At 60.3% G+C, this 25,889-nt stretch carries 32 protein-coding genes; 10 read left to right on the plus strand and 22 right to left on the minus strand.

The window, feature by feature from the left end:
* Nucleotides 1-165 precede the first annotated feature (165 nt).
* The 4 genes from AC1D2G_RS16295 to AC1D2G_RS16310 all read right to left on the minus strand — a co-directional run bounded on the left by AC1D2G_RS16295 (nt 166) and on the right by AC1D2G_RS16310 (nt 3,012).
* Nucleotides 166-1,122, minus strand: a complete 957-nt coding sequence (locus tag AC1D2G_RS16295) for a DUF4238 domain-containing protein (protein ID WP_477415284.1) — start codon at nt 1,120-1,122, stop codon at nt 166-168.
* Nucleotides 1,122-1,889, minus strand: coding sequence for a hypothetical protein (locus tag AC1D2G_RS16300; protein ID WP_477415286.1), 768 nt, complete (start codon nt 1,887-1,889; stop codon nt 1,122-1,124). The genes AC1D2G_RS16295 and AC1D2G_RS16300 overlap by 1 nt, the downstream gene beginning before the upstream one ends.
* Before the next feature lie 399 nt (nt 1,890-2,288).
* The gene (locus tag AC1D2G_RS16305; RefSeq protein WP_477415288.1) at nt 2,289-2,528 is read right to left on the minus strand and encodes a helix-turn-helix transcriptional regulator; all 240 of its coding nucleotides are present in this window, start codon (nt 2,526-2,528) and stop codon (nt 2,289-2,291) included.
* Between the two features lie 247 nt (nt 2,529-2,775).
* The gene (locus AC1D2G_RS16310; RefSeq protein WP_477415290.1) at nt 2,776-3,012 is read right to left on the minus strand and encodes a helix-turn-helix domain-containing protein; all 237 of its coding nucleotides are present in this window, start codon (nt 3,010-3,012) and stop codon (nt 2,776-2,778) included.
* Between the two features lie 71 nt (nt 3,013-3,083).
* On the opposite strand from AC1D2G_RS16310, the gene AC1D2G_RS16315 reads away from it, so the two are divergent.
* On the plus strand, nt 3,084-3,692 hold the full coding sequence (locus AC1D2G_RS16315; RefSeq protein ID WP_477415292.1) for a helix-turn-helix domain-containing protein: 609 nt from the start codon (nt 3,084-3,086) through the stop codon (nt 3,690-3,692).
* Nucleotides 3,693-3,708: 16 nt separating this feature from the next.
* On the opposite strand, the gene AC1D2G_RS16320 is transcribed toward AC1D2G_RS16315, so the two are convergent.
* From AC1D2G_RS16320 to AC1D2G_RS16335, 4 genes are all read right to left on the minus strand, one after another.
* Nucleotides 3,709-4,962, minus strand: a complete 1,254-nt coding sequence (locus tag AC1D2G_RS16320; protein WP_477415294.1) for a CapA family protein — start codon at nt 4,960-4,962, stop codon at nt 3,709-3,711.
* Between the two features lie 74 nt (nt 4,963-5,036).
* A complete protein-coding gene (locus tag AC1D2G_RS16325; RefSeq protein ID WP_477415296.1) occupies nt 5,037-5,885 on the minus strand; it encodes a transporter substrate-binding domain-containing protein in 849 nt (282 codons plus the stop codon).
* 51 nt (nt 5,886-5,936) lie between these two features.
* Entirely contained in the window at nt 5,937-6,686 is a 750-nt protein-coding gene (locus AC1D2G_RS16330; RefSeq protein WP_477415298.1) for an ABC transporter permease, read from the minus strand.
* A 13-nt stretch (nt 6,687-6,699) separates the two neighbouring features.
* The gene (locus AC1D2G_RS16335; protein WP_477415300.1) at nt 6,700-7,359 is read right to left on the minus strand and encodes an ABC transporter permease; all 660 of its coding nucleotides are present in this window, start codon (nt 7,357-7,359) and stop codon (nt 6,700-6,702) included.
* 272 nt (nt 7,360-7,631) lie between these two features.
* On the opposite strand from AC1D2G_RS16335, the gene AC1D2G_RS16340 reads away from it, so the two are divergent.
* Nucleotides 7,632-8,525 carry a LysR family transcriptional regulator gene (locus AC1D2G_RS16340; RefSeq protein WP_477415302.1) on the plus strand — a complete coding sequence of 298 codons (894 nt, stop codon included), beginning with the start codon at nt 7,632-7,634 and terminating at the stop codon, nt 8,523-8,525.
* Between the two features lie 797 nt (nt 8,526-9,322).
* On the opposite strand, the gene AC1D2G_RS16345 is transcribed toward AC1D2G_RS16340, so the two are convergent.
* Both AC1D2G_RS16345 and AC1D2G_RS16350 read right to left on the minus strand, forming a co-directional pair.
* Entirely contained in the window at nt 9,323-10,015 is a 693-nt protein-coding gene (locus AC1D2G_RS16345; protein WP_113192528.1) for an SOS response-associated peptidase, read from the minus strand.
* Nucleotides 10,015-10,296 (minus strand): hypothetical protein, encoded by a 282-nt coding sequence (locus AC1D2G_RS16350; protein ID WP_477276202.1) that lies wholly within the window; start codon nt 10,294-10,296, stop codon nt 10,015-10,017. Before AC1D2G_RS16350 ends, AC1D2G_RS16345 begins: the two co-directional genes overlap by 1 nt.
* Nucleotides 10,297-10,388: 92 nt before the next feature.
* Here AC1D2G_RS16350 and AC1D2G_RS16355 point away from each other — a divergent pair, with 92 nt between their 5' ends.
* Nucleotides 10,389-10,682 (plus strand): hypothetical protein, encoded by a 294-nt coding sequence (locus AC1D2G_RS16355; RefSeq protein ID WP_477276200.1) that lies wholly within the window; start codon nt 10,389-10,391, stop codon nt 10,680-10,682.
* A gap of 3 nt (nt 10,683-10,685) precedes the next feature.
* A complete protein-coding gene (locus AC1D2G_RS16360; protein ID WP_477276198.1) occupies nt 10,686-10,916 on the plus strand; it encodes a hypothetical protein in 231 nt (76 codons plus the stop codon).
* Between the two features lie 541 nt (nt 10,917-11,457).
* Here AC1D2G_RS16360 and AC1D2G_RS16365 read toward each other — a convergent pair.
* Together AC1D2G_RS16365 and AC1D2G_RS16370 are read right to left on the minus strand one after the other, a co-directional pair.
* On the minus strand, nt 11,458-11,901 hold the full coding sequence (locus AC1D2G_RS16365; RefSeq protein WP_477276196.1) for a Ros/MucR family transcriptional regulator: 444 nt from the start codon (nt 11,899-11,901) through the stop codon (nt 11,458-11,460).
* Nucleotides 11,902-12,019: 118 nt separating this feature from the next.
* Nucleotides 12,020-13,114 (minus strand): site-specific integrase, encoded by a 1,095-nt coding sequence (locus AC1D2G_RS16370; RefSeq protein WP_477276194.1) that lies wholly within the window; start codon nt 13,112-13,114, stop codon nt 12,020-12,022.
* A gap of 128 nt (nt 13,115-13,242) precedes the next feature.
* Here AC1D2G_RS16370 and dusA point away from each other — a divergent pair, with 128 nt between their 5' ends.
* On the plus strand, nt 13,243-14,238 hold the full coding sequence (dusA, locus tag AC1D2G_RS16375; RefSeq protein ID WP_477415304.1) for a tRNA dihydrouridine(20/20a) synthase DusA: 996 nt from the start codon (nt 13,243-13,245) through the stop codon (nt 14,236-14,238).
* 15 nt (nt 14,239-14,253) lie between these two features.
* Here dusA and AC1D2G_RS16380 read toward each other — a convergent pair whose 3' ends face one another.
* Nucleotides 14,254-14,958, minus strand: coding sequence for a TIGR02281 family clan AA aspartic protease (locus AC1D2G_RS16380; protein ID WP_477304100.1), 705 nt, complete (start codon nt 14,956-14,958; stop codon nt 14,254-14,256).
* Nucleotides 14,959-14,971: 13 nt separating this feature from the next.
* Nucleotides 14,972-15,205: a DUF1289 domain-containing protein gene (locus AC1D2G_RS16385; RefSeq protein WP_095091520.1), complete on the minus strand. Its 234-nt coding sequence runs from the start codon at nt 15,203-15,205 to the stop codon at nt 14,972-14,974.
* 198 nt (nt 15,206-15,403) lie between these two features.
* Between AC1D2G_RS16385 and AC1D2G_RS16390 the strand changes: the two genes are divergently transcribed.
* Entirely contained in the window at nt 15,404-16,402 is a 999-nt protein-coding gene (locus tag AC1D2G_RS16390; RefSeq protein ID WP_477415306.1) for a nicotinate-nucleotide--dimethylbenzimidazole phosphoribosyltransferase, read from the plus strand.
* A 25-nt stretch (nt 16,403-16,427) separates the two neighbouring features.
* Here AC1D2G_RS16390 and AC1D2G_RS16395 read toward each other — a convergent pair whose 3' ends face one another.
* The gene (locus AC1D2G_RS16395; RefSeq protein WP_477415308.1) at nt 16,428-17,948 is read right to left on the minus strand and encodes a sensor histidine kinase; all 1,521 of its coding nucleotides are present in this window, start codon (nt 17,946-17,948) and stop codon (nt 16,428-16,430) included.
* Nucleotides 17,949-18,022: 74 nt separating this feature from the next.
* On the opposite strand from AC1D2G_RS16395, the gene AC1D2G_RS16400 reads away from it, so the two are divergent.
* The 4 genes from AC1D2G_RS16400 (at nt 18,023) to AC1D2G_RS16415 (ending at nt 20,571) form a co-directional block, all read left to right on the plus strand.
* A complete protein-coding gene (locus AC1D2G_RS16400; RefSeq protein ID WP_477415310.1) occupies nt 18,023-18,643 on the plus strand; it encodes a thermonuclease family protein in 621 nt (206 codons plus the stop codon).
* A 50-nt stretch (nt 18,644-18,693) separates the two neighbouring features.
* Nucleotides 18,694-19,305: a glutathione S-transferase gene (locus AC1D2G_RS16405; protein ID WP_477415312.1), complete on the plus strand. Its 612-nt coding sequence runs from the start codon at nt 18,694-18,696 to the stop codon at nt 19,303-19,305.
* Complete coding sequence (locus AC1D2G_RS16410; protein WP_477415314.1) at nt 19,245-19,970, plus strand: uracil-DNA glycosylase family protein; 726 nt, start codon at nt 19,245-19,247, stop codon at nt 19,968-19,970. The genes AC1D2G_RS16405 and AC1D2G_RS16410 overlap by 61 nt, the downstream gene beginning before the upstream one ends.
* A 109-nt stretch (nt 19,971-20,079) precedes the next feature.
* Nucleotides 20,080-20,571, plus strand: a complete 492-nt coding sequence (locus AC1D2G_RS16415; protein WP_006205209.1) for an Lrp/AsnC family transcriptional regulator — start codon at nt 20,080-20,082, stop codon at nt 20,569-20,571.
* A gap of 15 nt (nt 20,572-20,586) precedes the next feature.
* Here AC1D2G_RS16415 and AC1D2G_RS16420 read toward each other — a convergent pair whose 3' ends face one another.
* From AC1D2G_RS16420 to AC1D2G_RS16450, 7 genes are all read right to left on the minus strand, one after another.
* Entirely contained in the window at nt 20,587-21,156 is a 570-nt protein-coding gene (locus AC1D2G_RS16420) for a DUF3299 domain-containing protein (RefSeq protein WP_477415316.1), read from the minus strand.
* Between the two features lie 46 nt (nt 21,157-21,202).
* Complete coding sequence (locus tag AC1D2G_RS16425) at nt 21,203-21,718, minus strand: GNAT family N-acetyltransferase (RefSeq protein ID WP_477415318.1); 516 nt, start codon at nt 21,716-21,718, stop codon at nt 21,203-21,205.
* A gap of 25 nt (nt 21,719-21,743) precedes the next feature.
* A complete protein-coding gene (locus AC1D2G_RS16430; RefSeq protein WP_477415320.1) occupies nt 21,744-22,448 on the minus strand; it encodes a DNA alkylation repair protein in 705 nt (234 codons plus the stop codon).
* An 8-nt stretch (nt 22,449-22,456) separates the two neighbouring features.
* Nucleotides 22,457-23,326, minus strand: a complete 870-nt coding sequence (locus AC1D2G_RS16435) for an NAD(P)-dependent oxidoreductase (protein ID WP_477415322.1) — start codon at nt 23,324-23,326, stop codon at nt 22,457-22,459.
* A 111-nt stretch (nt 23,327-23,437) separates the two neighbouring features.
* A complete protein-coding gene (locus AC1D2G_RS16440) occupies nt 23,438-24,307 on the minus strand; it encodes an ABC transporter permease (protein ID WP_477415324.1) in 870 nt (289 codons plus the stop codon).
* A complete protein-coding gene (locus AC1D2G_RS16445; RefSeq protein ID WP_095091530.1) occupies nt 24,304-25,023 on the minus strand; it encodes an ABC transporter permease in 720 nt (239 codons plus the stop codon). Before AC1D2G_RS16445 ends, AC1D2G_RS16440 begins: the two co-directional genes overlap by 4 nt.
* Before the next feature lie 75 nt (nt 25,024-25,098).
* Complete coding sequence (locus AC1D2G_RS16450; protein WP_095091531.1) at nt 25,099-25,884, minus strand: ABC transporter substrate-binding protein; 786 nt, start codon at nt 25,882-25,884, stop codon at nt 25,099-25,101.
* Between the last annotated feature and the right edge of the window lie 5 nt (nt 25,885-25,889).

Genomic DNA, 25,889 nt, shown 5'->3' on the forward strand with positions numbered 1-25,889 from the left:
GGCCCCATATCGGCGACGGGAAATCATTTCCTAGGTGGAGCACTTGGGGCGACGTCTACGGCACCTATTGGGTGGGAAGCAGAATGGCGCCTTTGGGCAATCTGATTGGACAAGCGGACATGCGCTCGGCCCTCACACACTGCTGCTACGCGCCAATAGCAGACATCAGCCCCCACCTCTCGCCTGTCGTTCCAAAGCCCCGCCAAGGTCCTGGCCTCGGACGTAGGGCTCTGTCCTGGTGTGGAGCTCGAACGACCCGTCGCGAGCATAGAGCTGCTTGGTCGCATATCGAGCAATGCTCGTATTCAGTGCGGCAACCTGGTCGCGGCGATGATCTCGCTGCGCGGGCTGTTTGACGAAAAGCCCGACCAAGGCGAGCTCAGGCGAGATCGTGAACATAACGATCGTATTTTGGAGGCCGAACCCCGGCGAGTACGGCCTCGGCTTTCCGTCAGCCCAATCTAGGATTACCGGATCGTCGGACGTCGCGTAGGTGCAGCCAGGCTCGGCCGAGACGAAAGACCAGCTCCTGCGAGCCAGCTGTTCGAGGGCCGGCTGGACCGCCTGGAGCTCCAATCCGATCAGGTAGGTCCGATCGATCGCGATCTCGTATCCGCCGCGATCGATGAAAGCCCTCATATCCTCGTAGTTGATGTCATCGCGGATCGGGACGCCGTTCTCTCGAGCCTCCTTCACCGAGTCCTGGAATCGATCCCTGTCTTTCAGCATCATACCCATCATGCCGTTGACAATCTTGAGATGAAATTCTTCGTTCATCGACCTGAAGCGTGGATTGCGCACGGCCACATTCGCCATCAGCAGCATGACCGAGGAAAAATGGGCGTCGGAAGGGAAGCCTTTGGCGGCGATCGCCTCGGCGAGATGCCCTGAGATTTCACTCTCGATCTCAGCCATCCCGTCTTCGATGTGATTGGGGTCGAAGCCCTTGACGTCGATGCGGAAGAAGTGGCGCCGGCTGCCGACGTTCCGGACCAAGGTCTCGAACGACTTTCTCGTCGACTGATCGTAGCAGAAGACCTTGGCTTTCCGCTTATCACCGCCAACGCTGAAATTCCGCAGATAGAACTGAGGGATGAAGTGGTGATTTGCCTTCTCTGCCACTATTGCCCGCAATGTTTGCAGACCCGCGGAGGCCTGACTTTGTCGATCACCGCCGATATCGCGCCGAGGATCTGGACGACGAATGGCTCTGGTTCTTTGTGGTAGGTGACATCTATAGCCGCCCAGATCAGGCCGATCGTCAAGAACGTGTGCTCTCGAAGACCGATGTCCAGCTGCTCTCTGCTTAGATCGGGGGCACCCTCGTCACAAGCATAGAGTGCCGTATCTCGGAAGTTCGCGCGCTTGTGAACATACTCCACCATAGTTCGGATATCCGGGAATCGGCTGACAAAGGCATCATTGGCGGCGGCGGGAGACGGGTTCTCCCCGTCCTCATTGAAGGAGAACAGCCGAAGCCCCAGCGGATACACGACCTTTTTGTCTCCCGATCTGACCTTTGCAAGCAGGTCATCGGCGGCAGGATTGTGAGCGATCGCCAGCTCGATCTGTTCCGCATGGTCGGCGATCACCTGGGCGTAGGACGCGACCACGACCTTCTGGGCGTGATCCCGGATATTCATCTTGCTCGCCCACGTCCTGTAGCCGTTCGCTTTCGCCGAAGCGACGAAGCACGCCACCGCCTCCTCAGTCGCGTGCGTCGCACAGAAGTAGGAGACGGTCGTGGATATGTCCGCAATCTTCTGAGCTCTGACCAGGTGGTTCCGAGCGTTCACAGCGCACGATAAAGCCCGGCCCGACAGCCGGTCATAAACCTTCTTCGAGACCCAGTCCGCTACCGGATGGTCGATTAACGCCTTCACGACCACCAATTCCCTCCCGGCTTGTAGACCCGATTCGCGGTTCGGTATCATCCTCGCAAGTATGCAGGAGAAGCTGATGCCGCGCGATATTTGCAGATAGAAAAGTATGGGAGTGGCCGCTTTCGGGAGGCGGCCGAAATGCTCCGAATTTCCGGAATGATGTCAGTGGCCGAACGGCGGCTTATCACCGAAGTCTTCTAAAACCGGACGGTCCGGAATCGGCCCAAAGCCGGTCCTTGGTGCGTACGAACTCAAATGTCCACTTTTTGGCGCGAAAGTGCCAGAAGTTGGTGTCTGCAACGGTTCACCTAAACACCTTTGCAAACCGAAGCAGTTGTCTTGAATTCGCACACCAGGATGGCTTCAGATTTGGGCAAATCGCTCGAAGCGGTGCGTTCGGCGCCGCTAGCGCCGTTTGGCCAGGCGCACGCCAGCACCGCCGCCGTTCTCCGGAATAAATTCTATACCGGCAGCTTCGAACGCTTCACGAATGGCACCAAGGTTGTTGCGATGTGGGACGCGCAATCCTCGTTCGAAATCCACAACCGTAGCGCGCGAAACACTTGCAGATTCGGCCAGTTCAGCTTGGCTCCAGCCTAGCATCGCTCTTGCGCCTCTGCATTGCTCCACGGAAATTTGGCTCATTAGGTAAAATCAGACTTTTTGGTTGACTTTGGAGCGAATGTCAGCTTAAATGACGGACGTTAGACAATTTGCAATCAAGTTGACGGACGGATGGTGCAGCAACTGCCCAGGCTGACCACAACCAAGCTTCAGCGAGCTCGGATCACGGCTGATTCCGACAATACCACGACTTTGCCTCTCGTCATCCGCAGGAGGTTACTTGTGGCAAATTGCAATTGCGAGAACCTGTCTTTCCGTCACGGGACATTCAAACCTGAGGATCTAAGAGCCGTACACCTTCACCCTTTTGACCAGCAGACAGGAATTCGACACCCGCTTTTATCAGAGCCGCCTCAATGGCCTGCAGAGTGCTGATCCGGGAATCTACCTTGCCGTTTTCCAACCGGACCAGCGCATTCAGCGACACAATTGCCTTGTCGGCAAGCTCCTGCTGCGACCAACCAAGCAAAGCCCGTGCGGCTCGAATCTGTCGTGGACTGACCATGAGTCCACAATCGGCAGGCCGATATTGTTTGCCACCTATAGGGTCATTATGCACCCTATAAGGTATATTTAATGGCGATTCGATCTGCAGTTAACACGGGTGTGAGGAACCGGGAGCGTGCGCGACAGACTCTCTATCCGACTTTGCTTGTGGAGGATCAAAAGGCCTTGTTGAAACCGCAACGCTCCGTCCTCTTTCGGACGGGGCCGGAGCCAAAGATCGACAGTGATCCTCATCCCGCCGATCGGCATGTCGGCAGGCAGATAGCGACCGTTCGCGTCCAGTCCGACATATCGCAAGCCCAGCTTGCCCGATCGATAGGGATCAGTTTCCAGCAGCTCCAGAAATACGAGAACGCGCGGAATCGCGTGAGCGCGTCGATGCTCTACGAGATCGCCAGCTCGCTCGGCGTTCCTGTCGGCCGCTTCTTCGAAGGCCTACCGGGAAACGATGAAGCCCGCGTCGAGGCGCGGCCCCTGCCGGTCGATGAGCGCCTGCATTTCATCGCCAGCGCGGAGGGCCGGCGCCTGATTGAGGGGCTGTTGAAGCTTCCGCCGCGTGTGCGCGGTCGCGTCTCGTCCCTGATCGCAGCGCTAGGAGAAGAACTGGCCCTGCCAGACACAGAGGCGGATAGCGAAGCGGCCGGCGAATCCGCGCCGGCCGAATGCAAGACCGTCTGACGGCCAGTTGCGCTTGTCAGCCAAATTTTCGGGTAGCGGGCAGGGCGATGCGGCCGCAAGCCGAGGATACTTCGATTTCGACGCCGAACGCCCGCGAGCGGGTGGCGAATCCCTCGAGGATGTCTCGCGCCGCGCTTCCCGCGACGGCGACGGGTACCGATCTGCCCTTTGCCGATCCGAGAGACTGGGCCTCCGCCCCGATCACGACGGGCAGGAGGTCTATTCCCGCTAGGTTTCCGTCAGCTTCATAACGGCACGCGGCGACAATGCTTTGCCAGACTTCCGGTGGATCCCATTCGTTTTCGTCGGGGTGCACATGGAAGAGGAAATTTCCCAGACCGTAGAAGATCGGCGAGCCACTGTAGATTTCCACGGCTTGCAGCACTGGAGCGCCGTGGCTGACAAAGAGGTTGGCGCCGGCGTCGATGCACATCCGGGCGAAGGTCTGCACCCAGCGCGGCACGTCCTGCCAACCTGGTTCCCAATGATGGTGGTGCAGATAGGCGATGACGAAGTCGCCCTGTGCCGCCGCTTGGCGGATGGCGGACAGATGGACACTCGCGCTCCGCTGATCGACTTCGATCAGACGGCCGAAATCGGCGGCTTGCGTAAACACGGTGCCGTAGAAATTGATCTCCTTGTCAGCCGAGACCTCTACCGGGTCCTCCGGTTGCGCATAATTGGCCAGTTCAAATGGGGAGCTTTGCAAATGAGCGCCCAGCCTTGCCAGTCTGCTGAAATGTCCGTCCGGCACCTCCATCTTGCGAAAGGTGTTCAGACGATTGACGCCGGGCCGAGCCGGCCGGAAAGCCGTGCGGTCTTCAGCATACATGTTGGTCGGGCCTGGGCCTGCATCCAGCGCGAGAAGCGCGACCTCGCGCGCGCCCAGCCGGCGGCGGCCCAGTTTCCTCGCATTCGTCTCGTCAGCCCCGATGCCGGCATGGAGGAAGCCCCGCGCTTCCACTTCCTCCAGCGTCGAGAGGATGCCGCCAGAGCCGAGATCGAAAGCGTGGTTGTTCGCCAGCGCAAGCGCGTTGAAACCAATGGCCTGCAATGCGTCGAGCACTTCAGCCCTGGAATAGCCGAAGTATTTGCCCTTGGTCGGCCACCCGCCGTGCTTGCCGAGGATCGTCGACTCGAAGTTGGTGAAGACGACGTCGCCTTGGCGCAGGAAGTCCGCAACCGCGATGAAGCGTTCGTCTTTGACGTCACGAATGTCGTGCTTGATCAGGGATTGGCCGGTAACGACCGCGCAGAACTGGTCTTTCATGGAACTCGCCTTGAAGGAGGGGAGGGCGCCGGCGTTCCGGCCAGCGCCAAGTCAATGTGGAAGTCGGTTGCCGCTTATTGCGAGACGGCCGGTGAGATATCGCTCTTGAACCATTTCAGGCTCAGCGCCTTGATCGTCCCATCCTTGGTGGCCGCGTCGATCGCCGCGTTGAACTTGGCCAGCAACTCGGCCTCGTCCTTGCGCATGCCGGCGCCGACGCCTGGCCCCCAGAGACCGCCCTTCAGTTCAGGCCCGAAAAACACCACATCCGAGCCGGCAGGCGTCTCCAGGAAATCCCGCCAGGTGAAATAGTCCGCAAGGCCGCCGTCGATGCGACCCGCCGCAAGATCGAGCTTCATGTTGTCCTGGCTGTCATAACTGCGAATGGTCACGACATCGCCCAGCATTTCCTTCACGACTGCTTCCGAATTCGACGAGCGCAAGGCCCCGATCGCCCTGCCGGCGAGTGTCGATCTGAGGCGTTCGATGGTCGCCTTTTCCTTGGCCCCGAGGCTCGAGAGGTTGACCTTCTGCTTGATGTCGCCAGGATCGAGACCCAGGTCCTTGCGCACAACGAACTGGTTGAAGCCGGTGGCGTAGGGAACGGAGAACGCGATCTTCTGCTTGCGTTTTTCCGTGATCGCCATGCCGGACATGATCACGTCGAACTTGCCGACAAGCAGTGCCGGAATGATCCCGTCCCAATCCTGCGGGACGAAGGTACATTTGATCTGGATGCGACGGCACAACTCCTGTCCGACATCGATATCGTAGCCGTAGAGTTGACCGTTCGCGTCGGTGCTGTCCCAAGGCGGCGAAGCACCTTCGGAGGCGATCGAAATGACGCGCTCGCTTTTCGCGCTCGCCGGGAATGCCGACATCAGGGATGCGATAGAAACAGCAATAGCCAGGGGTATGCGCATGATGCACCTCTTCGTTGTTTAAGATGGAAAGGGCCGCCACAAACCCACTGGTCAGGGCAGGGGCGTCGTGATCTCTGGATCAGGTAGGGCGGGGCGCAATCGCGCCTTTCGACGTCGCACCGGTTGGCCGTCGGTCGAAAGCCATCGCTCCAGCAACTGGATCGCTTTCACCGCGATCGACGTCAGCGATAGATAGATCGCTCCGGCGACGATGAAGATCTCGTACGGCGCGAACGTGGTCGACACCATCTGTCTCGCCATGCCGGTTATCTCGAGCAGCGTTACGGTGCTCGCCAGCGACGAGCCCTTGATCATCCCCACGACCTCGTTCCCGTAGGCCGGAAGCGATATCCTGAAAGCGATCGGGAAGGTGACCAGGCGAGCGATCTGGAAGCGTTTCAAGCCGAGAGACGTGGCCGCCTCGGTGACACCTTTGGGCACGGACTGGAGACCGCGGCACAGGATCTCGGTGGTGTGCGCCGCGCTGTTCAGCGAGAATGTCAAAAGGGCGCACCAGAAAGGATCGCGCAGGATCACCCAGAAGATGCTGGCTCGCACCGCCTCGATCTGAGCGAGGCCATAATAGAGCAGGAAGAGCTGAACCAGCATCGGCGTGCCGCGGATCACATAGGTGTATGCGAGCACCACCAGCGAGAGGCCGGGACGTCCGAACGCACGGATGAACGCCAGCGGCACCGATAGAAGAAATCCGGCCGTCAGCGACAGGACCGTCAAGGTCAATGTGAGACCAACGCCCGAGGGCAGGACAACCAGTGCGTCAAACATCAAGCCGAGATTCATCGGTCGCTCTTTCCTACTGGCCGAGTGCCGGATAGCGCCGCTCAGCCAGCCGGATCGAAAGCAGCGTGACGGTGGTCAGCGAGAGGTAGAGGGCGGAGGCCGCAAGGTAGAAGGTCAATGGCGCGCGCAAGGATCCGGCCCCCACATACGCAACGCGCATGATGTCGGTCAGGCCGACGATCGAAACCAGCGCGGTATCCTTGAAGAGCGAAGTCCAGAGATTGCCATAGGCCGGCAGCGCCAGCCGCAGCATCTGCGGTCCGATGATGAACACCCAACGCTGCCAGGCGTTCAGCCCAAGCGACTTTGCCGCTTCGGCTTGACCCGCTGGCACCGCCGCAATCGCGCCGCGAAACACTTCGGTCGCATAGCCGCTGAAGACGACCGAGAGCGCGATAACCCCTGCGGTGAATGCGTTCACCTCCACGTACCGACCGGCGATCTTGCTGGCGAGCGTCGTTCCGCCGAAGTAGATGAGCAGGATAATGAGAAGTTCTGGTACACCACGAACAACTGTCGTGTAGGCCGTCACGACGCTGTTGAGGCGCGGCTGTGCCGTGCCCTTCGAAATGGCCAGAAACAGCCCGAATGCCGTACCCAGGCAGCCGCTGACAAGAGCCAGGCTTATGGTCACGGTGAGTGCGACAACAAACTGAGTAGTAAAACCACCCATGGGGCGCTTTCCTCGACTCGCAATACCGCAGGATACGCCGGCCCTTTGTCGCGCGGACTCAGACGTATAACCCAAGGTTGCGAATTGTTATATTGGTAATTTGGAGTTAATTGGAGATGTTGCCCAATTCTAGCGTGTGAAATTACACACTCAATCTATAAGTTTTATTATTTTATCTATAACGCACCGTTATATACTGAGGCGGTTCGTTGCTCCCCAGGTTGGCGGTATCTGCTTCCCGGGTGGGCGTTATCAGGGAAAGGAGCGCAGGGATGGAGTTGCTGCAGAGCGACCTGAAGCTCCGTCAACTGAAGGTGTTCCGAGAAGTGTTGCGGGCCGGCTCGACAAGGCGAGCAGCGGTTGCGCTCGGGATAAGCCAGCCCGCCGTCAGTCAACATGTGAAGCAACTCGAGACCGCGCTCGGCATCACACTCTTCAAGAGATCAGCCAACCGGATCGTCCCCTTGCAGGAGGCCTGGGAACTCCTGCGAAACGTGGAACTCGCCCTGACGTCCCTGGATCGGCTGGAAGCATCGATCTTCGCTATGAAGAACGAGGAAAAGCAGCGGATCGCGATTGCCGCTCCTTCTGTTTTCGGTTTCGTGACCTTGCCCAAGGTCGTGGCGATCATCCACGCAAAGACGGCTTCGAATGTCCGGTCGATTTCGGGAAGCTACGAGCAGATCGGCGAGCACGTCCTGGCCGGGCGGGCAGATCTCGGTATCTCGAGGTTGCCCTTGGATCCGAGTCTGTTTGAGTGGGCGCCGCTTGGGTCGGCCCGAAATGTATGCATCTTTCACCCCGACCACCGCTTTTCAAAACAGACCTGTATCGAGGCACACGACCTGGCAGGCGAAACGATCGTCGATATCGATCCCCAATTCGCCGCCCACCAGATGAACTTCAATGCCTTGCGCTTCGCCGGCGTTGAGCCGGACATACTCGTGGAATTCGATTGCAACGGTCACGAAGCCGGATACGTTTCGGCTGGCCTAGGCATTTCGATAACCAATGAGATCATTGCGCGCGAATACGCGGCGTTTCACTTGGGAATAAGGCCAGTGGAGCCGTCCGCGCTCTATCACTACGTGGCGATTTGGCAGAAGGGCAGGACCTTTTCCAACGCATTGAATGTATCGCTCGAGGCGATCATCGCTGCCTTTTGAGCTGAAGGCGCGTGACGCGCGCCTGTTCCACCCCATTGCATGCTTGGTTGAAAAGTCGCAACGTCAAATAGAGTTGGCTGGTACTCCGGTTGCTCCGCGCCTGACGTTCACCTAAATGGCCCCGTCCGTTCTTACGTAAGGTAAGGCCAATCTGCCAAGAACTTGACGCTATCCGGACGCTGGTCCCAGCAGCAGGGGTTGTTACCTCACAGACGAGGTGATCCGAGGGTCCGTATGCGAACCTCCGTCAAGCGTCAGCGCAGCTACAAATAGTGCTGCCGAAATCAGAAATGGAGCCAAGAGGATTGCAGCGCAGGTGGGATTGATCTTTCGCATACGGTGACCTTGCGCTGCCCATTTTAATCAAACCCAAACAAACATGGTAAATTCGGGCCGTTCCAGCCGCAGCGACATCAACTAAGAATTCATGATGTCATAAGGCGCGAGACCGAAGGCGCGGACGTCGGACAGGGCCTCCCTGACCTCGCGTTTCATCCGTCTATCCTGCAGGCGGCGGTCGTCAACGTCGTTGGGCGGTGATCTGGAGACCAGCGCGGCTCACGGCGAACACGTCGCGCTTTGTCGCGCGGGTCATTGGCGCCATCCTGCTCCAGAAAGATGTTGCTCGCCTTCGCCGCGGTGCTCCATGCAGAACCAGTGCGAGGGCTGACGCGGCTTCGAAAAGCCGAACCCCGCATCCTTGCCGCAGCCGGCGTGCTCGCACGCGTGATTGTCGATGCGTCGTCGATCGCGCGGGGGCGCTGTCATACCTTCGGCAAGTCGTGAGGGTTCGTCGCTCATAACGGGTTGATCGGCCCAACGAGACCTGGATGGTCATTGGGCAACTTATTGACGGCGCTCGTGTTCACATCACGCCCGACACGGTTGAACTGAAGCTGGCCGTCAATGTCGTGACTGAGAATATCCTTGAGGCTGTCCTGGGGTGTCGCAGGATCTAGCCAGGCGTCATAGTAAGCCTGGTCAAGGATGACGGGCTGCCGATCGTGCAACTGCTTCATCGCCTCTGCGGCGGGCTCTGTGATGATGGTGCAGCTTGTGATGTCGAGATTGGAATTGTAGGCCCAGAGGCCTGCAAACGAGAATGGCGCGTGGCCGGGCTGGTAGATGTGCCAAGGGTCCTTCTTCCCGTCAGCCGGCGAAATGGTCCATTCATAGAAACCGTCCGCCGGGATCAGGCAGCGCTTCGATTTGAAGGCGTCGCGAAAGGCTGGCGCGGTATCGACGCCCTCAATTCTCGCGTTGAACATCGCCGCCTTGGGTATCTCCTTCGCCCAGAACGGAACCAGCCACCAGCGCCCTTCGCGTAGTCTGTGGTTGCCATCCTCACCGGCAGTGACGAACGGCACGTCCTGCGTTGGCGCGATGTTGTAGCGTGGTTCGTCATTGCGGCCGATCTCGGCCGCTGCCGTCAGCCGGTAGAGCCGGTGGATTTCAGACCAGGTGAGATATCGCGTGTAGCGGCCGCACATCAGTGGCGAGCGCCGCCGGTGTTCTGGCTCTCACGGAGATAGATGTCGGCCTGATGGCGTATGGCCTCTGCCAAAGACAATGCACGATCGAGGTCATCGGGATAGTTCGCCAGGCACCAGATAGCGGTCAGTTCGGCGATGGCCGCCTTTTGGCTGAGGGGTGAGAGGCCGCGCATCTGCTTTCCCATCTTGCTGACGGCTCGATGAATGGCGGGCATCTCGCGCCGTACCGTGGCGTAAATCTCGGGCTGTTCGGCTTCCGTGGCAATCAACGGTTTCATCAGGTGTCTCCAATTTACCCGCAGTGAACAAAATAGGAACACGAGAGTCAATCCCTCTTGACGGAACAGGAATATGTTCCTCTTTTGTCAGCATGGCGCACGATCCGATCGACACGCTGGGGAAGGCGACCCGGCACAACATGCTTGTGAAAGCCGAGTGCAGCTGCGGCAACGTCCGCTACTGCCGATCGGCGGATCTGATGATGGTCTATGGGGGCGGCGCTGATCCGCTCCGGCTGAAGTTCGATTGCAGCCGCTGCAAGCCTCAGATCAAGATTACGCTGATGGAGGTTCACCCTGAGCACTTGCCGAAACGGCTGATGATCCACAAGCCAATGAAGGTGGACGGCAAAATCGTCTGGCACATGGAAAGGTTTCGGGGGTAGGGCATGGCCAGGTCGAAAGGTTCGCAGCAATTCTCACAGGCCGAAATTGAGCGCTTTGTAGTAGCCGCAGAAGCGCTGCACCTGAGCATCGTAAAGCCGTTTATATCGCCGCATTGCGACCACTACCGTCAGACGCGCGTCCTGCATGAGATGCTGTTGAAAGCCGTGCGGGAAGTGACCGGGAGGGAGGTGCCGTTCATCCAGTGGAGCGGAACCGGGCCGTCCAAGCCGTAGTGCTCTAGCCGTTTTCACAGCCTATGCCGTCGCCGTCCCGGTCGAGATCATAGATATCCGTGCCTACGACAGTGACCGGGCCGCGTACGTATGCTGGACCGTTGCCCTTTCCAGATGAGCAATCGACATCGCTGGCTATTGGAACACACGCCCCCGCGTAGTTGGGGTCGCAGGCTTCCTGGGCATGAGCGCAGCCGATGATGGATGCCACACCGAGACCGATCGCGCCAAGACGGCGAAAAACCATCTATTTCCCCCGCCGATATAGTTCTCAGCTTTGGGTGCGTGCGTCAATTCTATGCTTCGAGCCTAAGAAAATGGCTGGCGCCAGCTTGGGAGGTGTTGCCTGATCGGCGCCAGCCAGACGGTATCAGGTCCGCCGCAATCCAAGCGCTAGCTGATTCTTGACGTAGCGTCATGCCGTCCTGCGATGGGACATATAAGCTGGCACTGAAATTGCTTTGCAAGGTGTGTTGGGGTTAGGGTTGGGCATGGGGAGGCTCGCCGTCTCGCGAATGGGACGGCGAGCCTTTTTGCCCTATTATGCTTTGCGCTTGCCTGGAGTCTTCTTCGCCGGCGCCGCCTTCACGCCCAATCCGGCTGCTTTCGCCAGAGCAGATCGCGTGGCGGAGTAGTTCGGCGCAACCATGGGATAGTCGTGCGGTAAATTCCATTTTGTGCGGTACTCCTCAGGGGAGAGGCCAAAATCGACGTTCAAGTGCCGTCTCAGCGACTTGAACCGCTTCCCGTCCTCCAGGCAGATGATGTAGTCAGGAAACACTGATTTCTTCGGATTTACTGCGGGGACAAGCTCCGCCGCAGGCTTCGTTTCTGGCTGTCTAATTCCCGACAGAGACGCGTGAACCGAAGCGATGAGATCGGGCAAGCTCGTCACCGGGACCGGGTTATTGGCGACGTAGGCGGAGACTACATCTGCGGTGAGTTCGGCTAGTTCGGTCGAATGGTTGTGGGTTTCGTCGGTCATCGTCATTCCTTGTGGTGTTCAATTCTACTGGCAATAGGCGTAGCGACATTATGGAGCAAGCCGCGGCTAGGACGGCACGTTAACGTTATAGCTGACCCCGCTCTTCCCGAAGGTGGTATTAGCCGATTGCTTGCCGCAACTCCGTATTTGGCGGTGTCTGTTGAAGCCTCGCCGCGATCACATGAAGATGCTCCGGCCTCAAATGGGTATAGCGGCGGAGCATCTTCCAATCCTTGTGCCCGGTGACCATCGCGACCTGCTCGATGGTGAAGCCAGCTTCGAACAGGCGGCTTGTGCCTTCGTGACGCAGGTCGTGGAAGTGCAGGTCCTCGATCTTCAATTCATGACACGCACGTCGGAAGGCGGTTCCGGTCGACTTCCCATTGTAAGGAAAGATGCGTCCCTTTCCCTCAGTGGAGAAACGCTGCTCTTCGAGGATCGCGCGGGCGTCGTAACCACTCACATCGAGGAGCGGGATACGCATGTGATTGCCCTTCTTGTGGCGTGGGTCCTTGCGATCTCGGATCAGCAGGGTGTTGTTGCGGTCGTTGAGGTCCTCCCAAGTGGCGTTGCAGATTTCCCCGAGCCGCATGGCGGTTGAGATCGCAAAGCGAATGATCTTATCGACGGGGATAATCTGGAAGTTGTTTCCTCTGAAGTATCGGATCAGGGTCTCTATCTCCTCAAGCGTCGGTCGCCGATCGCGCTCGTTGCCCTTGCCAACAAGACCCAAGCGGGTGAGGGCGACACGACCAAGCTCCACCGGCTCCGCTGAATAAGGCAGTCCATGCACAGCCGCGCCGTGCACCAGCAATGTCCGGATGTATCCGATATCTATTCCAACGGTGACAGGTCCGGCGCCTTCCTCGGCTCGTTCCTTGCCGAACTTGATGACCTGTTCGCGATTAAGATCGGCGATGTTGAGCCTTCCGAGCCTGGCTCGTAGCAGGTCCAGGCTGAATGCCTTCGAACGCCCGATCACCTTGCCAACTTCCGTCATATCCGCGATATGCAGGTCGATCAGGTCGGAAACCGTTTTGATCCCGTCCTTGTGCTTGGGAGCAGGCTTCTGACCCAGGTCGATTTCTCGCTCAATTCGGCGCGCCCACATCTCGGCGTCCTTGCGGAGCGAGAAGCTGGTGGTGAGGTAGTGGCCCTTGCAGCGAACCTGCACACGCCACTTGCCGGAAGCCAACTTGTTGATGGATGCCATGGGTGGTCTCTTTTTCGTGCACGCTGTGTGCACAGGGAGGAGTACAAAATGCGAAAACTGACGGATATCGTGTCGTACAAACGGCGAACGTGTGCACGTTTTAAGGTCCTGAAAATACGAGAAAAAGTGTGATAAATCAAGCTCATAGGATTTCCGTTGCGCCTATGATGGATTGGACGGATCGGCATTGCCGGTTCTTCCATCGCCAGCTGACCAGCCGTGCGCTGCTTTACACCGAGATGGTGGTGGCCGACGCGGTTATCCATGGCGCGCGCGAGCGGCTGCTTGGCTTCGATGCGGCGGAGCATCCCGTCGCCTTGCAGGTCGGTGGCTCAGATCCCGGAATACTCGCCGAGGCGGCGCGCATCGGCGAAGCCTTTGGCTATGATGAGATCAACCTCAATGTCGGCTGCCCGTCCGACCGCGTCCAATCGGGCGCTTTCGGCGCCTGCCTGATGAAAGTGCCTGGCCTCGTCGCCGACTGCGTCGCCGCGATGAAAGCGGCGGTGGCGATTCCCGTCACCGTCAAATGCCGCATCGGCGTCGACGAGCAGGATCCCGAGCCGGCGCTCGATACGCTGGCGGACGGTGTTTTCGAAGCCGGCGCCGACGCGCTGTGGGTGCATGCGCGCAAGGCGTGGCTGGAAGGGCTGAGCCCCAAGGAAAACCGCGACATCCCGCCGCTCGACTACAGCCGCGTCTATCGGCTTAAGGCCAGAAAACGAAACGAATTCATTGGCATCAACGGCGGCATCCAGTCGATCGAGGAGGCGCGGGCGCATCTCGACCATGTCGACGGCGCCATGCTTGGCCGCGCCGCCTACCACACGCCTGGCATCCTGGCCGGCGTCGACGCCGCCTTCTACGGCGTCAAGTCCGACGCGTTCGATTTCGCCGCGCTGATCGATGCCATGGCAGAGTACGCGGCCCACCATATCGAACAGGGCGGGCGGCTTGGCCATGTCACCCGCCATATGGTCGGACTGTTCCATGGCTTGCCCGGCGCGCGCCGCTACCGCCAGATCCTGTCCACCGATGCGACCCGGCCCGGTGCCGGACCGGACGTGCTGAAAACGGCCTTCGCAGCCGTCGAGTTCGGTGGAGCGGCGGCCGAAGCGGCCTGACGCGTTAGGTCGGGGTCAATCCCTGAGGATCATGCGGTCGCCGCGCACATCGAAGCCCGACAACGAGCCGATGAAGTTCATGCCAAGCAGGCTCTGGCTGAGCATGCCGGGTGCTGCAATCATCACCGGCATGTCCTTGCGCACGATGCCGCCGATCGCCAGTTGATCGGTCTTGACGGCCGCGGCGCGCGCCATGCCGTTGGCGGTCGAGACCGGTATGGTGTAGTTGAGCGCCGCTGGATTGAATCCGGATGCCTGGGCGTCCTCGGACGTCAAGACGGTGCTGGTCGCGCCGGTATCGACCACGGCCCGCACTGGATTGCCGTTGACCAGGATGCGGGCTTCGAAATGGCCGTTGTCCGCCTTGTCGAGTGTCACCGTGGCGTGGCCGTCCTCGACGCCCAGAGCCAGCGGGCTGCCGGGAACAAGGCCTGCGGTGACGCGGCTGGCAACGTCCTGCAGTTCGTATCGATACTGGTAGCCGGCGATCAGCGCAAGCGCGATGGCCGCCCAGGCGCCGAGGTTGCGGGCCATGGCGCCCAGGGGCCTGCCTGAGCGAAGCAGGCCGGCGCCGACCAGCGCGCCAAAGGCGCCAAGCCAGATCAGCCGACCAAAATCGTAATTCTCGACCCCGAGCGTGCTGCCGGCGGAATCGTTGAGCATGAGCAGGACTGCTCCCACCCCGATTGCGGCAATCAGTATCCAGAACAGGCGGTTCATCTGTGTGGTCGCCTCACGAAAGCGCGTCGCGTTCGCGCGTCATGCGAGCGCGGCGCGTTTCCCGCCGCGGCCGACGCTCGACTGTTTCCAGACGGGCAGGCAATTCAGCCATGACGGAGCGACGCGTTTCGGGCGTCATGCCGATCCAGGCGCCGATTTCCTCGCGCGTGCGTCCGCAACCGAAACAGAAGCCGGTTTTCATGTCGATCGAACAGACCAAGATGCACGGGGATTCGATGACCGTCATGTCTTTCTCTTGAGGGTTTCCATCAGGAATCCCTTGTTCCACCTCCACATGGTGCAACCGCAAAGCCAATGCAAGCCCTCGCAATTGCGCCCTTCGCGGCGACCTTTGCGGCAAATGCATGGGCATGATCCAGGAGGTTGTGCCAACCGCGCAAGGCGGCTATGCCGCTCACCAACTCAGGGAATGAATGCCGACGACATGACCAGCGCGCTGCCTTTCGACGATTTTCGCAACCTGTTGGCCAACTTGCCGGCAGTCGACACGACAGCCGAGGCCCGTGTTCGAACGCTGTTTGCCAAGGCCGACAAGCCCGTCAATTCGCTTGGTCGCATCGAGGACATTGCCGCCTGGCTAGCGGCCTGGAGCGGGCGGGCTCCGCCCGCCGTGACAAGGCCGTTGATGGCGGTCTTTGCCGGCAACCATGGCGCCACCCGGCATGGCATTTCGCCACGGCCGGTGGCGGCGACGGCCAACGCGGTCGAGCTTTGTGCCGCCGGAGGTGCTGCCATCAACCAGATCTGCATTGCCAATGATCTCGGGCTGAAGGTTTTCGATCTCGCCCTGCACATCCCGACCGCCGACTTCACCGAGGATGCCGCATTGGACGAGCACGGTTGCGCCGCCACCATGGCCTTCGGCATGGAAGCGATCGCGGGAGGCACCGACCTGCTTTGCCTCGGCGATCTCGGCGTCGGCAACTCCACTGTTGCTGCGGCCCTGTTTGCGGCGCTGTTCGGAGGCAAGGGCGCAGACTGGGTCGGCCCGGGATCCGGCGCCGGTGCGGCGATGCAGGCACGCAAGGCTGAAGTGGTCGATGCGGCACTGGCCTTTCATGGCGGCCACCTCGGCAACCCGTTGGAGGCGCTGCGCCGGGTCGGTGGCCGTGAGTTCGCGGCGATCGCCGGCGCCATCCTCGCCGCACGGATGCAGAAGATACCGGTTCTGCTCGACGGATTTGCGGCAACGGCGGCTGCGGCAGCGCTGCATGCCGCCAACCCCGCGGCACTCGACCACTGCCTTCTTGCCACCGTGTCGCCGGACCCCGCGCATGCCAGGGCCGCCGAGCGCCTCGGTCTTCGCCCGTTGCTCGATCTGGGCATCGGCCATGGTGAAGGGGCAGGGGCCGCTCTTGCCGCAGGCTTGGTCAAGGCAGCGGCGCTGACCAGTTCAGGCATGGCGGCGGCCGTTCGGGGTTAGACGCCAGACACACGAGCGAAGTCTGCTATCGCCGCCGCGCCGCCACCGCCGCGGTCGGCAGCGCCGGCAGTTCTTCCATCACCCGGCTCAGCGGGAAGATGGCGATCGCTTCTGTGCCTTCGCGCAGCTTGGAATGAAGTTCGAACTCGCCGCCATGCATGGCGAGCAGGCCTTGCACGATCGGCAGGCCGAGCCCGGTGCCTTGCTCGGCGCTCTTGATGGCAATCGAGCCCTGACCGAAGGCCGAGAGCACCACCGGGATTTCGTCCTCGGGGATGCCGGGACCATTGTCCTTGACTGAAATGTACTGTCCGCCACCCGCTGTCCAGCCGACGCGAACGCGGATTTCGCCGCCGCTGGCGGTGAACTTGATGGCATTCGAGAGTAGGTTGAGCGTGATCTGCCGCACCGCCCGTTCGTCGGCGAACAGGCGCAGCAACTCATGCTCGAAATCCTGGATGACGCGGATATCCTTGTTGCGCGCCCTCAATTCCATCATGTGACAGCAATCCTCGACGATGTTGAGCAGCATCACCGGCTCCTCGTTGAGCTGGTAGCGGCCGGCCTCGATGCGCGACAGGTCGAGGATTTCGTTGATCAGGTCGAGCAGGTGCTGGCCGGACTCGTGCACGTCATGGGCGTAGTCGCGATAGGTCGGGTTGCTCATCGGTCCGAGCACCTCGTTCGACATCACCTCGGAAAAGCCAAGAATGGCATTGAGCGGCGTGCGCAGTTCGTGGCTCATCGAAGCGAGAAACCGCGACTTCGCCAGATTGGCGTCTTCCGCCCGCCGCCGCGCCTCGTCGGACATCGATTTCGCCGTCTCCAGTTCGGCGACCAGCGCATCCTTTTCGGAGCGGAACGACAACAGCATCAGGGACGCGCGGTTGAGGTGACGGGCGACATAGGCGAAGAAGGGCAACGACACGACCAGCAGCCCCACCATGATCGCCCCGACCGGCATCCACAGCTTGACGCCGGCATAGGCGTAGAGCGCCACCGGAACGGCAAAGGTCGCCAGCAAGGCGCCGCCCAGGGAGGAGGTCATGACAGCGGTGGCCGCCATGGCGACCAGCAGCACCACCGCTTTGACAACCTGGAACTGGTCGGGCAGGCAGGTGCTGCAGCCAAGCCAGACGAACCACCCCCAGCCGAGCCCGCAAAGGAAGTGGCCGATCAGCAATTCCCTTTGTGTTTGCAATGGGTTGAGCTCGGAAGCTTCAGTACGCTCAATGCGCCGCGCCAGGAAGGTGACGATGATGTAGCAGGCGAGCGTGAACAGGGCCCAAAGGCCGATCTCATTGCCGACGCCGGTAAACCGGCCGGCTGCCGCGATCGCCAGAACGAGCAGCGGGATGGCGATGGCGCCGCTTGTCATCGCGCGGGCGTGGAGCTTCAGGAGTTCGCGATCAAAGTCGGGATTGCCGGCCTGCTGCGAAAGACGGTCGCGCGTCTTGCGCACCGCGCGCGCGACATCGCTGTTGCGATGAGGTTTCCTGCGGTCCACTATGAACTTGTCCGCTGTGTTCGAGCGTTGCAAGGGCATGAAACTTCAATTTATGCGAGCAGCGGTTTCCAAGTGTTAAGCTACGTTCGAATGATTAACCAACCGTTTGTCATATGAGCCGTTCATGGGGCACGAGGCCGCGTCGGCGATACGCTGCGCCACCCCGAAGCTTGGGGCGCAGGCTGATGGATTACGGGCTTACCGTCATCATTCTCGGATTGCTGATCCTGTTGGCGGCTCGTCTCGACCGGGTGGAAACACGCAAGACGGAGGGTGTGGCAATCGTCAACGATGGCGATTCCATCACGCTTGGCGCCGAGCGTGTCCGTATGCGCGGTATAGACGCTCCAGAATATACGCAGACCTGCCGCAGGAATGGCGCCGACTATCCCTGCGGCACGCTTGCGCGCCAGGCGCTGGTGCGACTGATCGCCGGCAAGCCCGTCTCCTGTAGCGGCTGGCAGAGGGACCGCTACGGCCGGTTGCTTGGCAACTGCACCGCCGGCGACAAGGATCTCAACCGCGCGCAGGTGGAGGCGGGCTGGGCGGTTGCGTTTGGCGGCTTCGAGAGCGAGGAGGCCACGGCCCGTGCGGCAAGGGTCGGCATGTGGGCGGGTACATTCGACCGGCCGCAGGACTGGCGCGACAGCCATCACGGCGAAGTCGTCGAGAGAAAGCACGGCACGCTGGCGTCGATCGGCGATGCCGTGCGTGAGATTTTTCGGTTCTGGTAACCCCGTAAGGGGTTGAACTCTATGGTTGTTGGGAAACCGGGAGGATGGGAATGAAGTTGTTCGACGGTGGCCGCGCACCCAATCCGAGGCGGGTCCGCGTTTTCCTGGCCGAGAAGGGCATCACTGTTCCGCTGGTGCCCATCGACATGGGCGCGCTGGAGCACAGGAAGCCGTCGGTCAGTTCGCGTAACCCTTTGCAGCGTCTGCCGGTGCTTGAACTCGACGACGGCACTATCCTCACCGAATCCGTCGCCATCTGCCGTTATTTCGAGGAGTTGCAGCCCGAGCCGGCCCTGTTCGGACGTGGCGCGCTCGGCAAGGCGCAAGTCGAGATGTGGCAGAGACGGATGGAATTCAACCTGCTCAGTTGCGTCGCACAGGCCTTCCGTCACATCCACCCGGCGATGAAGGAATGGGAAATTCCGCAAATTGCCGAATGGGGCGAGGCCAACAAACCCAAGGCCGTGGAATTCCTCAGGCTGCTCGACGGTGAACTGGGCAACCGGGAGTTCATCGCTGGTGACAGCTATTCGATTGCCGACATCACCGGCCTGATCGCCGTCGACTTCATGAAACCGGCACGCATCAAGGTGCCGGACGAATGCGCGAATGTGTTGCGCTGGCATCAGGCGGTTTCCAGCCGGCCGAGTGCGGCCGCCTGACCATGATCCTGAAAAGCGGAAGCCAGTTTTCGGACGAGATCACGGTCGACGAGGATGCGCTCGAAAGCTTCGCCGAGACGGTTCGCGCTTGCCGCATCTGCGTCGAAAGTCCGATCGGCAAGCCACTGCCGCACGAACCGCGACCGGTGTTGAGACCATCGTCCAGGGCCCGCATCTTGATCGCCAGCCAGGCGCCGGGAACCAAGGCGCATATCACAGGCATGCCGTTCACCGACGCCTCCGGCGACCGCCTACGCAGCTGGCTCGGGGTGACGAGCGAGGAATTCTACGACATCGATAAGTTCGCCATCGTGCCGATGGGCTTTTGCTTTCCTGGCCAGGATGCCAAGGGTGGCGACTTGCCGCCGAGGCGCGAATGCGCGCCGGCATGGCGCGCGCCGTTGATGGCGTTGATGCCGCGGATCGATCTGGTGCTTACGATCGGCATCTATGCGCAGGCCTGGCACATGGGTGCCGTGCGCCGACCTTCGTTGACCGAAACGGTGATGGACTGGCGTGCCATCTGGGATCAGCCCGGCAGCCGGAAAGTGCTGCCGCTGCCGCATCCGTCGTGGCGCAACACCGGTTGGCTGAAGAAGAATCCATGGTTTGAAATGGATTTGCTGCCATTCCTGAGATCGGAAATCCGCTATCGTCTCGATTGAACTTTCAGCAAGAAATCACTCGCTTTTTGCCCGATCGGCAGAATTTCTTTCTTGTGAAAGGCTCCAATAAGGCGGAATATAGCCAATCTATTCCCCCGGAGAGAAAAAGATGGACCGCCTCGATAGAAAAATTCTCCGCCTCTTGCAGGAGGACGCGACACTCGCGGTCGCCGACGTTGCCAAGAAAGTCGGGCTGTCGACGACACCTTGCTGGCGGCGCATCCAGAAGCTTGAGGAAGAGGGCGTCATCAAGCGGCGCGTCGCCATCCTCGACCATGAAAAGGTCAATGTGCGGGTCACCGTCTTCGTGTCGATCCGCACCAATTCGCACAGCCATGAATGGCTGCGGCGGTTTTCCGAGGTCATCCAGGAATTTCCCGAAGTGGTCGAGTTCTACCGCATGAGCGGCGATGTCGACTATCTCCTGCGCGTCGTGGTGCCCGACATCGCCGCCTACGACGCCTTCTACAAGCGACTGATCGCCAAGATCGAGATCCGCGACGTGTCGTCGTCCTTCGCCATGGAGCAGATCAAATACACGACCGAGATCCCACTGGATTACATGGTGCTGGACAAGGAATCTGGCGCCAACGCCGCTTGAGCTGACCCGGGCTTCTCAGTTCTTTTTCTTGTTGAGAAAGCTCCAGGGTGAGTTCACCGGCAGCGTGATCGTGTCCGGCACGCTGTCGACGCTCACCACATCGGCCTTGCGCACGGTGTAACCGGACTGGATGACGCTGACGCCATCGAGTATGAACAGCTGGCTTTTCTCCATAGCCGGCTTCAGCGCGCCGGTGACGGCAACCGGCTGATAGGCCTCCGACATCTTGTAGGGGTGGGCCGGCGTGACCAGCACGATCTGGTTGGGCGGCGGCGTCGGCATGTGGCTGCAGGCGCCCGTCCACGGCACCAGCAGGAACTGATAGACAAGGTCTCCGTCGCGATCGACGGGCAATGCATAGCCTGCCAACTGGATAGTCTTGTCCTGCAGATTAAGCGACAGCGTCTCGCCATGGTCGGGCAATTTTGCCGCGATCATTGGCAGCCCGACGTTTTCGGCTGCGGTCTGCGTCGCCGGGCGCAGATCCCTCCAGAATATGTGTGCGGTCTCGGCCGAAGCGCTGGCGGCGGCCACGCACACAAACAACGCTGCGAGCGCTATGGATGATCCGATATCGTTGCTCATTGGCCGCTTCCTTTGGACCCGAGTAGAGACGCCGCTGCCAATGGCGTCAACGCTCGAGCCGCATCACATGTCTGCGAGAACCGGCCATGCCGATCTCGTGGAACCCGCGCGCCGCAAACATGTCGCGAAAGCCCATGAAGCTGTAGCTCGGCGATGCCTGATCGACCAGATAAGCCTCGATTGTTCCGGCCCCCTTGGCGAAGGCGTGATCGATGGCCGCGTCGAGCAGCGCAGCTGCCAACCCGCCGCCTCGCAAGGCCCTTGGCACATAAAAACAAACGATCGACCAAATATCGGTCTGGCTGTCGTCCTGTTGGCGTGAAAGCTTGCGATAGGTCTGGCGTGGCGCGACCGAGCACCAACCGACGGTCTTGCCATCAAGATGGGCGAGGATGCCGACCGGCGTGCCGGCGTCGACAAACGCCATCATGGCCCGCTTTTTCTCGTCGTTCTCGACATGCTCGCGATTGGGCAGAGGACGCCAGGCCATGCACCAGCAATATTTCGGTGCGCCCGGCTGTTCGAACAGGTTTTCGAAATCGGCGCGTGTCGAGCGCGTCACTTCCGTAAAGCGGATTTCAGGTCCGTCAGCCTTTCCTGGCGGCGAGGCGCTCGAGCGTCCTGGTATCCGATAGTTCCTTCACAGCATCCTTGCCGATCCATCGCGCCGTCTTGTCCGTCGATTGCGCGAGCCGTTCGGCGACAGCAAGGGCAGCACCGTGCATTTCCATCGACCGTTTGCCGATCGAACGAAGGGCCCAGTTGATGCCCTTCTTCACGAAGTTGCGGCCGTCTGTGGCATGCGCTTCGATGATCGGCAGGAAGGCGAGAAAGGTCGCCTCGGGCTCTTTCTTCCGGTGGACGACAGACCAGGCCATCATGGCAAACGCCGTGCGTCGAACGAATTCCCGTTCATCGGCCGCAAACTCAGCAATCAGGTCTTTCCAGGCGTCCGTGTCGACGAAGAGATCGGAGACGCCGTCGACGATATCCCAGGAGTCGAAACTCGACGCCCATTGTCTTGCATCCGCTGCAGAAAACCGCTTCGGATCGGCCGTGACGGAAGCGATGAACTGCGCCTCCATGATGCCCGTCTGCCACAGCGCGAAAGCGCGCTCATGGTTGCGTTTGATTTTCCTGGCAATCTGCCGCTGCACGCCGTGCGAGATGCCAAGCGCACGTTCGATCTTGATGCCGTAGCGCAGCATGCCAAGGCGATTTTCCTCCGAGCCGATCGAGCGCAGATGCGCGACGATTTCGTCGGCACTGGATTGGGGCGAAAGCTCGGTCATCGCGAACCTTATTTTTCCAGGCGCGCCAGCAGCGAGGACGTATCCCAACGCTTGCCGCCCATCGCCTGCACATCCTTGTAGAACTGGTCGACAAGTGCTGTCACCGGCAGTTTGGCTCCGTTGCGGTCGGCCTCGGTCAGGCAGATGCCAAGATCCTTGCGCATCCAATCGACGGCGAAGCCGAAATCATATTTGCCGGCATTCATCGTCTTGTGCCGGTTCTCCATCTGCCAGGAACCGGCCGCACCCTTGGAAATCACCTCGATCACCTTCTCGATGTCGAGCCCGGCTTTCTTGCCGAAATGGATGCCTTCTGCCAGGCCCTGCACGAGGCCGGCGATGGTGATCTGGTTGATCATCTTGGTGAGCTGGCCAGCACCGGCCGATCCCATCAAGCCGACCATGCGCGCATAGGCATCGATGACGGGCCTGGCCCTGTCGAAAGCGTCCTGTTCGCCGCCGACCATGACCGTCAGTACGCCATTCTCGGCGCCTGCCTGGCCGCCGGAGACCGGCGCATCGAGAAACGAAAAACCACCGGCCTGCGCGGCCGCCGCCAGTTCGCGCGCGACCTCGGCCGAGGCCGTTGTGTTGTCGATGAAGACCGAGCCTTTCTTCATCGATTTGAAGGCACCTTCGGGACCTGTCGTCACCGAACGCAGATCGTCATCATTGCCGACGCAGGAGAAGACGAAATCCTTGCCCTCGGCCGCCTCCGCCGGCGTCAGCGCGAGGCTGCCGCCATGCTGGCCAACCCATTGCTCGGCCTTGGCCTTGGTGCGGTTGTAGACGGTGACGTCATGGCCACCCTTGATCCTGAGGTGCCCGGCCATCGGATAACCCATCACGCCAAGACCGAGAAATGCCACAGATGCCATGATTTTATCCTTCAGACGGAAACGAAATTCGCTGCGAAAGCTCTAGGCTCTGCGCTCATTTCGTCAAGACGCCTGTGGGCTGATCGACTGGTGCAGGCAATATGGAATTGGTCAACGCTTCAGGTGGATGGTGATCCGGCGTTCGATCCATTCAATGCCATGACGCAATATCTCGACCATGACGAGGTAGACGACGGCGACCCAGATATAGGCCTGAATGTCGAAGGAGTTGGCGAAGGCGAGCTTTGCGTTGCCCATCAGGTCGTAGACGGTGATGATGGCAACGATGGCCGAAGCCTTGATCATCAGGATCAGCTCATTGCCATAAGGCCGCAAGGCAACGATCAACGCCTGCGGCAGGATGATCTTGCGCAAGGTCTGCAGTTTGTGCAGGCCCAGGGAAGCAGCGCCTTCCCACTGGCCCCTGGGCACGCTCTCGATGGCGCCACGCAGGATTTCGGCCTGGTACGCGGCGGTGTTGAGCGCAAAGGCAAAGACGCCGCAGTTGAATGCATCCTTGAAAAAATCCCAAAGCGTGAATCGGGCGACGGACAGCCCATCGCTAAAGACGGGAAGGTAGATGCCGAATTCGCTGAGTTGCGGCCGGAAAGAGCCGACGCCGTAATAGACCAGAAACGTCTGGACCAGCAGCGGCGTGCCACGGAAAAAGTAGACATAGCAATAGGCGAGGCCGGATAGGATTCGGTTCTTAGACATGCGGCCGTAGGCGACGGGGAGCGACAGTATCGCCCCAAGCACCATCGCTATGGCGACCAGCGACAGGGTGACCCCAAGCCCGCTCAGATAGGCCGGCGCATATTTGGCAAAGAAGGCCGGATTCCAGGCAAGGACGAGATAGGCAACAATGCCCAGGCCGAAGGCCACCCACAGGCCGACGAGCGCATAGCCGGCGATGCGGGGACGCGGCCAGCCCCGCGCCCGTGGCGGTGGCCGTTCGACCATGGTGGCTGTAGCGCTCATCGTTGTGCCTCCCGCCGGCCGAGCGAGCGCAGGATGGCGCTGGTGGCGAAGGACGACACGATGGCCAGGCCGAGAAAGACCAGGGCCGCCACGCTATAAAACAGGAACGAGTGCTTGGTGACGCGAGCCGCCACACCGGCGTTGCGCAGCGTCTCGGCGAGACCGACGACCGACACCAGCGATGTATCCTTGAGCAGACTAAGCCAGCAGTTTTCCAAGCCGGGAAACGCGATACGAAGCAGCTGCGGCAAGATCACCTTGCGCATGGTCAGCCAGTTGGAAAGGCCGATGGCATAGCCGCCCTCATACTGGCCCTTCGGTATGGCGCGGAATGCCGACAGGAAAACTTCGCTGGCATAGGACGAGAAGATCAGGGAAAGCACGATCATGCCGGCGACGAAGCCGTTGACGTCGATGGTCGCGTCGGGCCGGAAATATCGGATGAGATGCTGCAGCAGAATTGGCACGCCGAAGAAAAACAGGAAAAGCGTCACCAGTTCCGGCAGGCCGCGGAAGACCGTGGTGTAGATGTTGGCGGCGAGGCGCAGCGAGGGTTCTTCGGACTGTTTGGCGTATGCAATGAAAAAGCCGATCGTCAGCCCGATCGGCAGCGTGGCGAGTGCGAGCGCGACGGTAACCAGGGCGCCATAAGCGATATCATCAAGCCAGCCATCGGGTCCCCAACTGAGAAGTGTCCATAAGCTCTGGGCTGGCATTGACTGGTCTTGTCTCCACGGCGATCACAGAAGACCTAGAGGCGGCGGGAGACCCCCGCCGCCTTTGTCATATTATCAGGATTCGGCGCCGAAGACGTCGAACTTGAAGTACTTGTCGTTGATTTCCTTGTACTTTCCATTGGCGCGAATGGCTTCGATGGCCGCATTGAACTTGTTGACGAGATCGGTCTCGCCCTTGCGTACGGCAATGCCGGCGCCCGGTCCGAAGATGTCGACCGGTTGCGGCGACGGCTGGCCGAGAATCTTGCAGCATGCGCCATCAGGCGAATCCAGCCACTGCTGAAGCACAACAATATCGTCCTCGATGGCGTCGAGGCGACCATTGGCAAGATCTGCCTGCTCCTCCGGGCTGCTCGGATAGCCCTTGACGGTGCTGTCAGTGTAAGTCTTCGAAGCATAGTTGAAATGCGTGGTCGTTGTGGCGACACCAATGGTCTTGCCAGCGAGATCTGCCTTGGTCACGCCTTTCAGCGTGCTGTCTTTAGGCACGGCCAGGGCCGACGGCGTGTTGTAATATTTGTTGGTGAAGTCGACCTTCTCCTTGCGCTCCGGCGTGATCGACATCGAGGCGACGATGGCGTCGAACTTGCCGGCCTGGAGAGCGGGGATGATGCCGTCCCAATCCTGGGCGACGAAGGTGCACTTGACCTTCATCTGGTCACAAAGCGCCTTGGCGATGTCGATGTCGAAACCGACGAGCTGGCCATCGGCGGTGAGGTTGTTGAAGGGTGGGTAGGCGCCTTCGGTGCCGATCCTCAGGGTCTTTTCCTGGGCCTGGGCTACGCCGAGCGTCAGCAGCGCAGCCGATGCGGCAAGCGCGATACGCAGTGCAATACGCATGATAG

Source organism: Mesorhizobium sp. P2_C7, from assembly GCF_056404515.1.

Excerpts from the sequence above, each read along its gene's own strand:
- AC1D2G_RS16305 (WP_477415288.1), bottom strand. The coding sequence starts at position 2,528 with ATGAGCCAAATTTCCGTGGAGCAATGCAGAGGCGCAAGAGCGATGCTA.
- AC1D2G_RS16310 (WP_477415290.1), bottom strand. The coding sequence starts at position 3,012 with ATGGTCAGTCCACGACAGATTCGAGCCGCACGGGCTTTGCTTGGTTGG.
- AC1D2G_RS16315 (WP_477415292.1), top strand. The coding sequence starts at position 3,084 with ATGGCGATTCGATCTGCAGTTAACACGGGTGTGAGGAACCGGGAGCGT.
- AC1D2G_RS16320 (WP_477415294.1), bottom strand. The coding sequence starts at position 4,962 with ATGAAAGACCAGTTCTGCGCGGTCGTTACCGGCCAATCCCTGATCAAG.
- AC1D2G_RS16325 (WP_477415296.1), bottom strand. The coding sequence starts at position 5,885 with ATGCGCATACCCCTGGCTATTGCTGTTTCTATCGCATCCCTGATGTCG.
- AC1D2G_RS16330 (WP_477415298.1), bottom strand. The coding sequence starts at position 6,686 with ATGAATCTCGGCTTGATGTTTGACGCACTGGTTGTCCTGCCCTCGGGC.
- AC1D2G_RS16335 (WP_477415300.1), bottom strand. The coding sequence starts at position 7,359 with ATGGGTGGTTTTACTACTCAGTTTGTTGTCGCACTCACCGTGACCATA.
- AC1D2G_RS16340 (WP_477415302.1), top strand. The coding sequence starts at position 7,632 with ATGGAGTTGCTGCAGAGCGACCTGAAGCTCCGTCAACTGAAGGTGTTC.
- AC1D2G_RS16345 (WP_113192528.1), bottom strand. The coding sequence starts at position 10,015 with ATGTGCGGCCGCTACACGCGATATCTCACCTGGTCTGAAATCCACCGG.
- AC1D2G_RS16350 (WP_477276202.1), bottom strand. The coding sequence starts at position 10,296 with ATGAAACCGTTGATTGCCACGGAAGCCGAACAGCCCGAGATTTACGCC.
- AC1D2G_RS16355 (WP_477276200.1), top strand. The coding sequence starts at position 10,389 with ATGGCGCACGATCCGATCGACACGCTGGGGAAGGCGACCCGGCACAAC.
- AC1D2G_RS16360 (WP_477276198.1), top strand. The coding sequence starts at position 10,686 with ATGGCCAGGTCGAAAGGTTCGCAGCAATTCTCACAGGCCGAAATTGAG.
- AC1D2G_RS16365 (WP_477276196.1), bottom strand. The coding sequence starts at position 11,901 with ATGACCGACGAAACCCACAACCATTCGACCGAACTAGCCGAACTCACC.
- AC1D2G_RS16370 (WP_477276194.1), bottom strand. The coding sequence starts at position 13,114 with ATGGCATCCATCAACAAGTTGGCTTCCGGCAAGTGGCGTGTGCAGGTT.
- AC1D2G_RS16380 (WP_477304100.1), bottom strand. The coding sequence starts at position 14,958 with ATGAACCGCCTGTTCTGGATACTGATTGCCGCAATCGGGGTGGGAGCA.
- AC1D2G_RS16385 (WP_095091520.1), bottom strand. The coding sequence starts at position 15,205 with ATGACGGTCATCGAATCCCCGTGCATCTTGGTCTGTTCGATCGACATG.
- AC1D2G_RS16390 (WP_477415306.1), top strand. The coding sequence starts at position 15,404 with ATGACCAGCGCGCTGCCTTTCGACGATTTTCGCAACCTGTTGGCCAAC.
- AC1D2G_RS16395 (WP_477415308.1), bottom strand. The coding sequence starts at position 17,948 with ATGCCCTTGCAACGCTCGAACACAGCGGACAAGTTCATAGTGGACCGC.
- AC1D2G_RS16400 (WP_477415310.1), top strand. The coding sequence starts at position 18,023 with ATGAGCCGTTCATGGGGCACGAGGCCGCGTCGGCGATACGCTGCGCCA.
- AC1D2G_RS16405 (WP_477415312.1), top strand. The coding sequence starts at position 18,694 with ATGAAGTTGTTCGACGGTGGCCGCGCACCCAATCCGAGGCGGGTCCGC.
- AC1D2G_RS16410 (WP_477415314.1), top strand. The coding sequence starts at position 19,245 with ATGCGCGAATGTGTTGCGCTGGCATCAGGCGGTTTCCAGCCGGCCGAG.
- AC1D2G_RS16415 (WP_006205209.1), top strand. The coding sequence starts at position 20,080 with ATGGACCGCCTCGATAGAAAAATTCTCCGCCTCTTGCAGGAGGACGCG.
- AC1D2G_RS16420 (WP_477415316.1), bottom strand. The coding sequence starts at position 21,156 with ATGAGCAACGATATCGGATCATCCATAGCGCTCGCAGCGTTGTTTGTG.
- AC1D2G_RS16430 (WP_477415320.1), bottom strand. The coding sequence starts at position 22,448 with ATGACCGAGCTTTCGCCCCAATCCAGTGCCGACGAAATCGTCGCGCAT.
- AC1D2G_RS16435 (WP_477415322.1), bottom strand. The coding sequence starts at position 23,326 with ATGGCATCTGTGGCATTTCTCGGTCTTGGCGTGATGGGTTATCCGATG.
- AC1D2G_RS16440 (WP_477415324.1), bottom strand. The coding sequence starts at position 24,307 with ATGAGCGCTACAGCCACCATGGTCGAACGGCCACCGCCACGGGCGCGG.
- AC1D2G_RS16445 (WP_095091530.1), bottom strand. The coding sequence starts at position 25,023 with ATGCCAGCCCAGAGCTTATGGACACTTCTCAGTTGGGGACCCGATGGC.
- AC1D2G_RS16450 (WP_095091531.1), bottom strand. The coding sequence starts at position 25,884 with ATGCGTATTGCACTGCGTATCGCGCTTGCCGCATCGGCTGCGCTGCTG.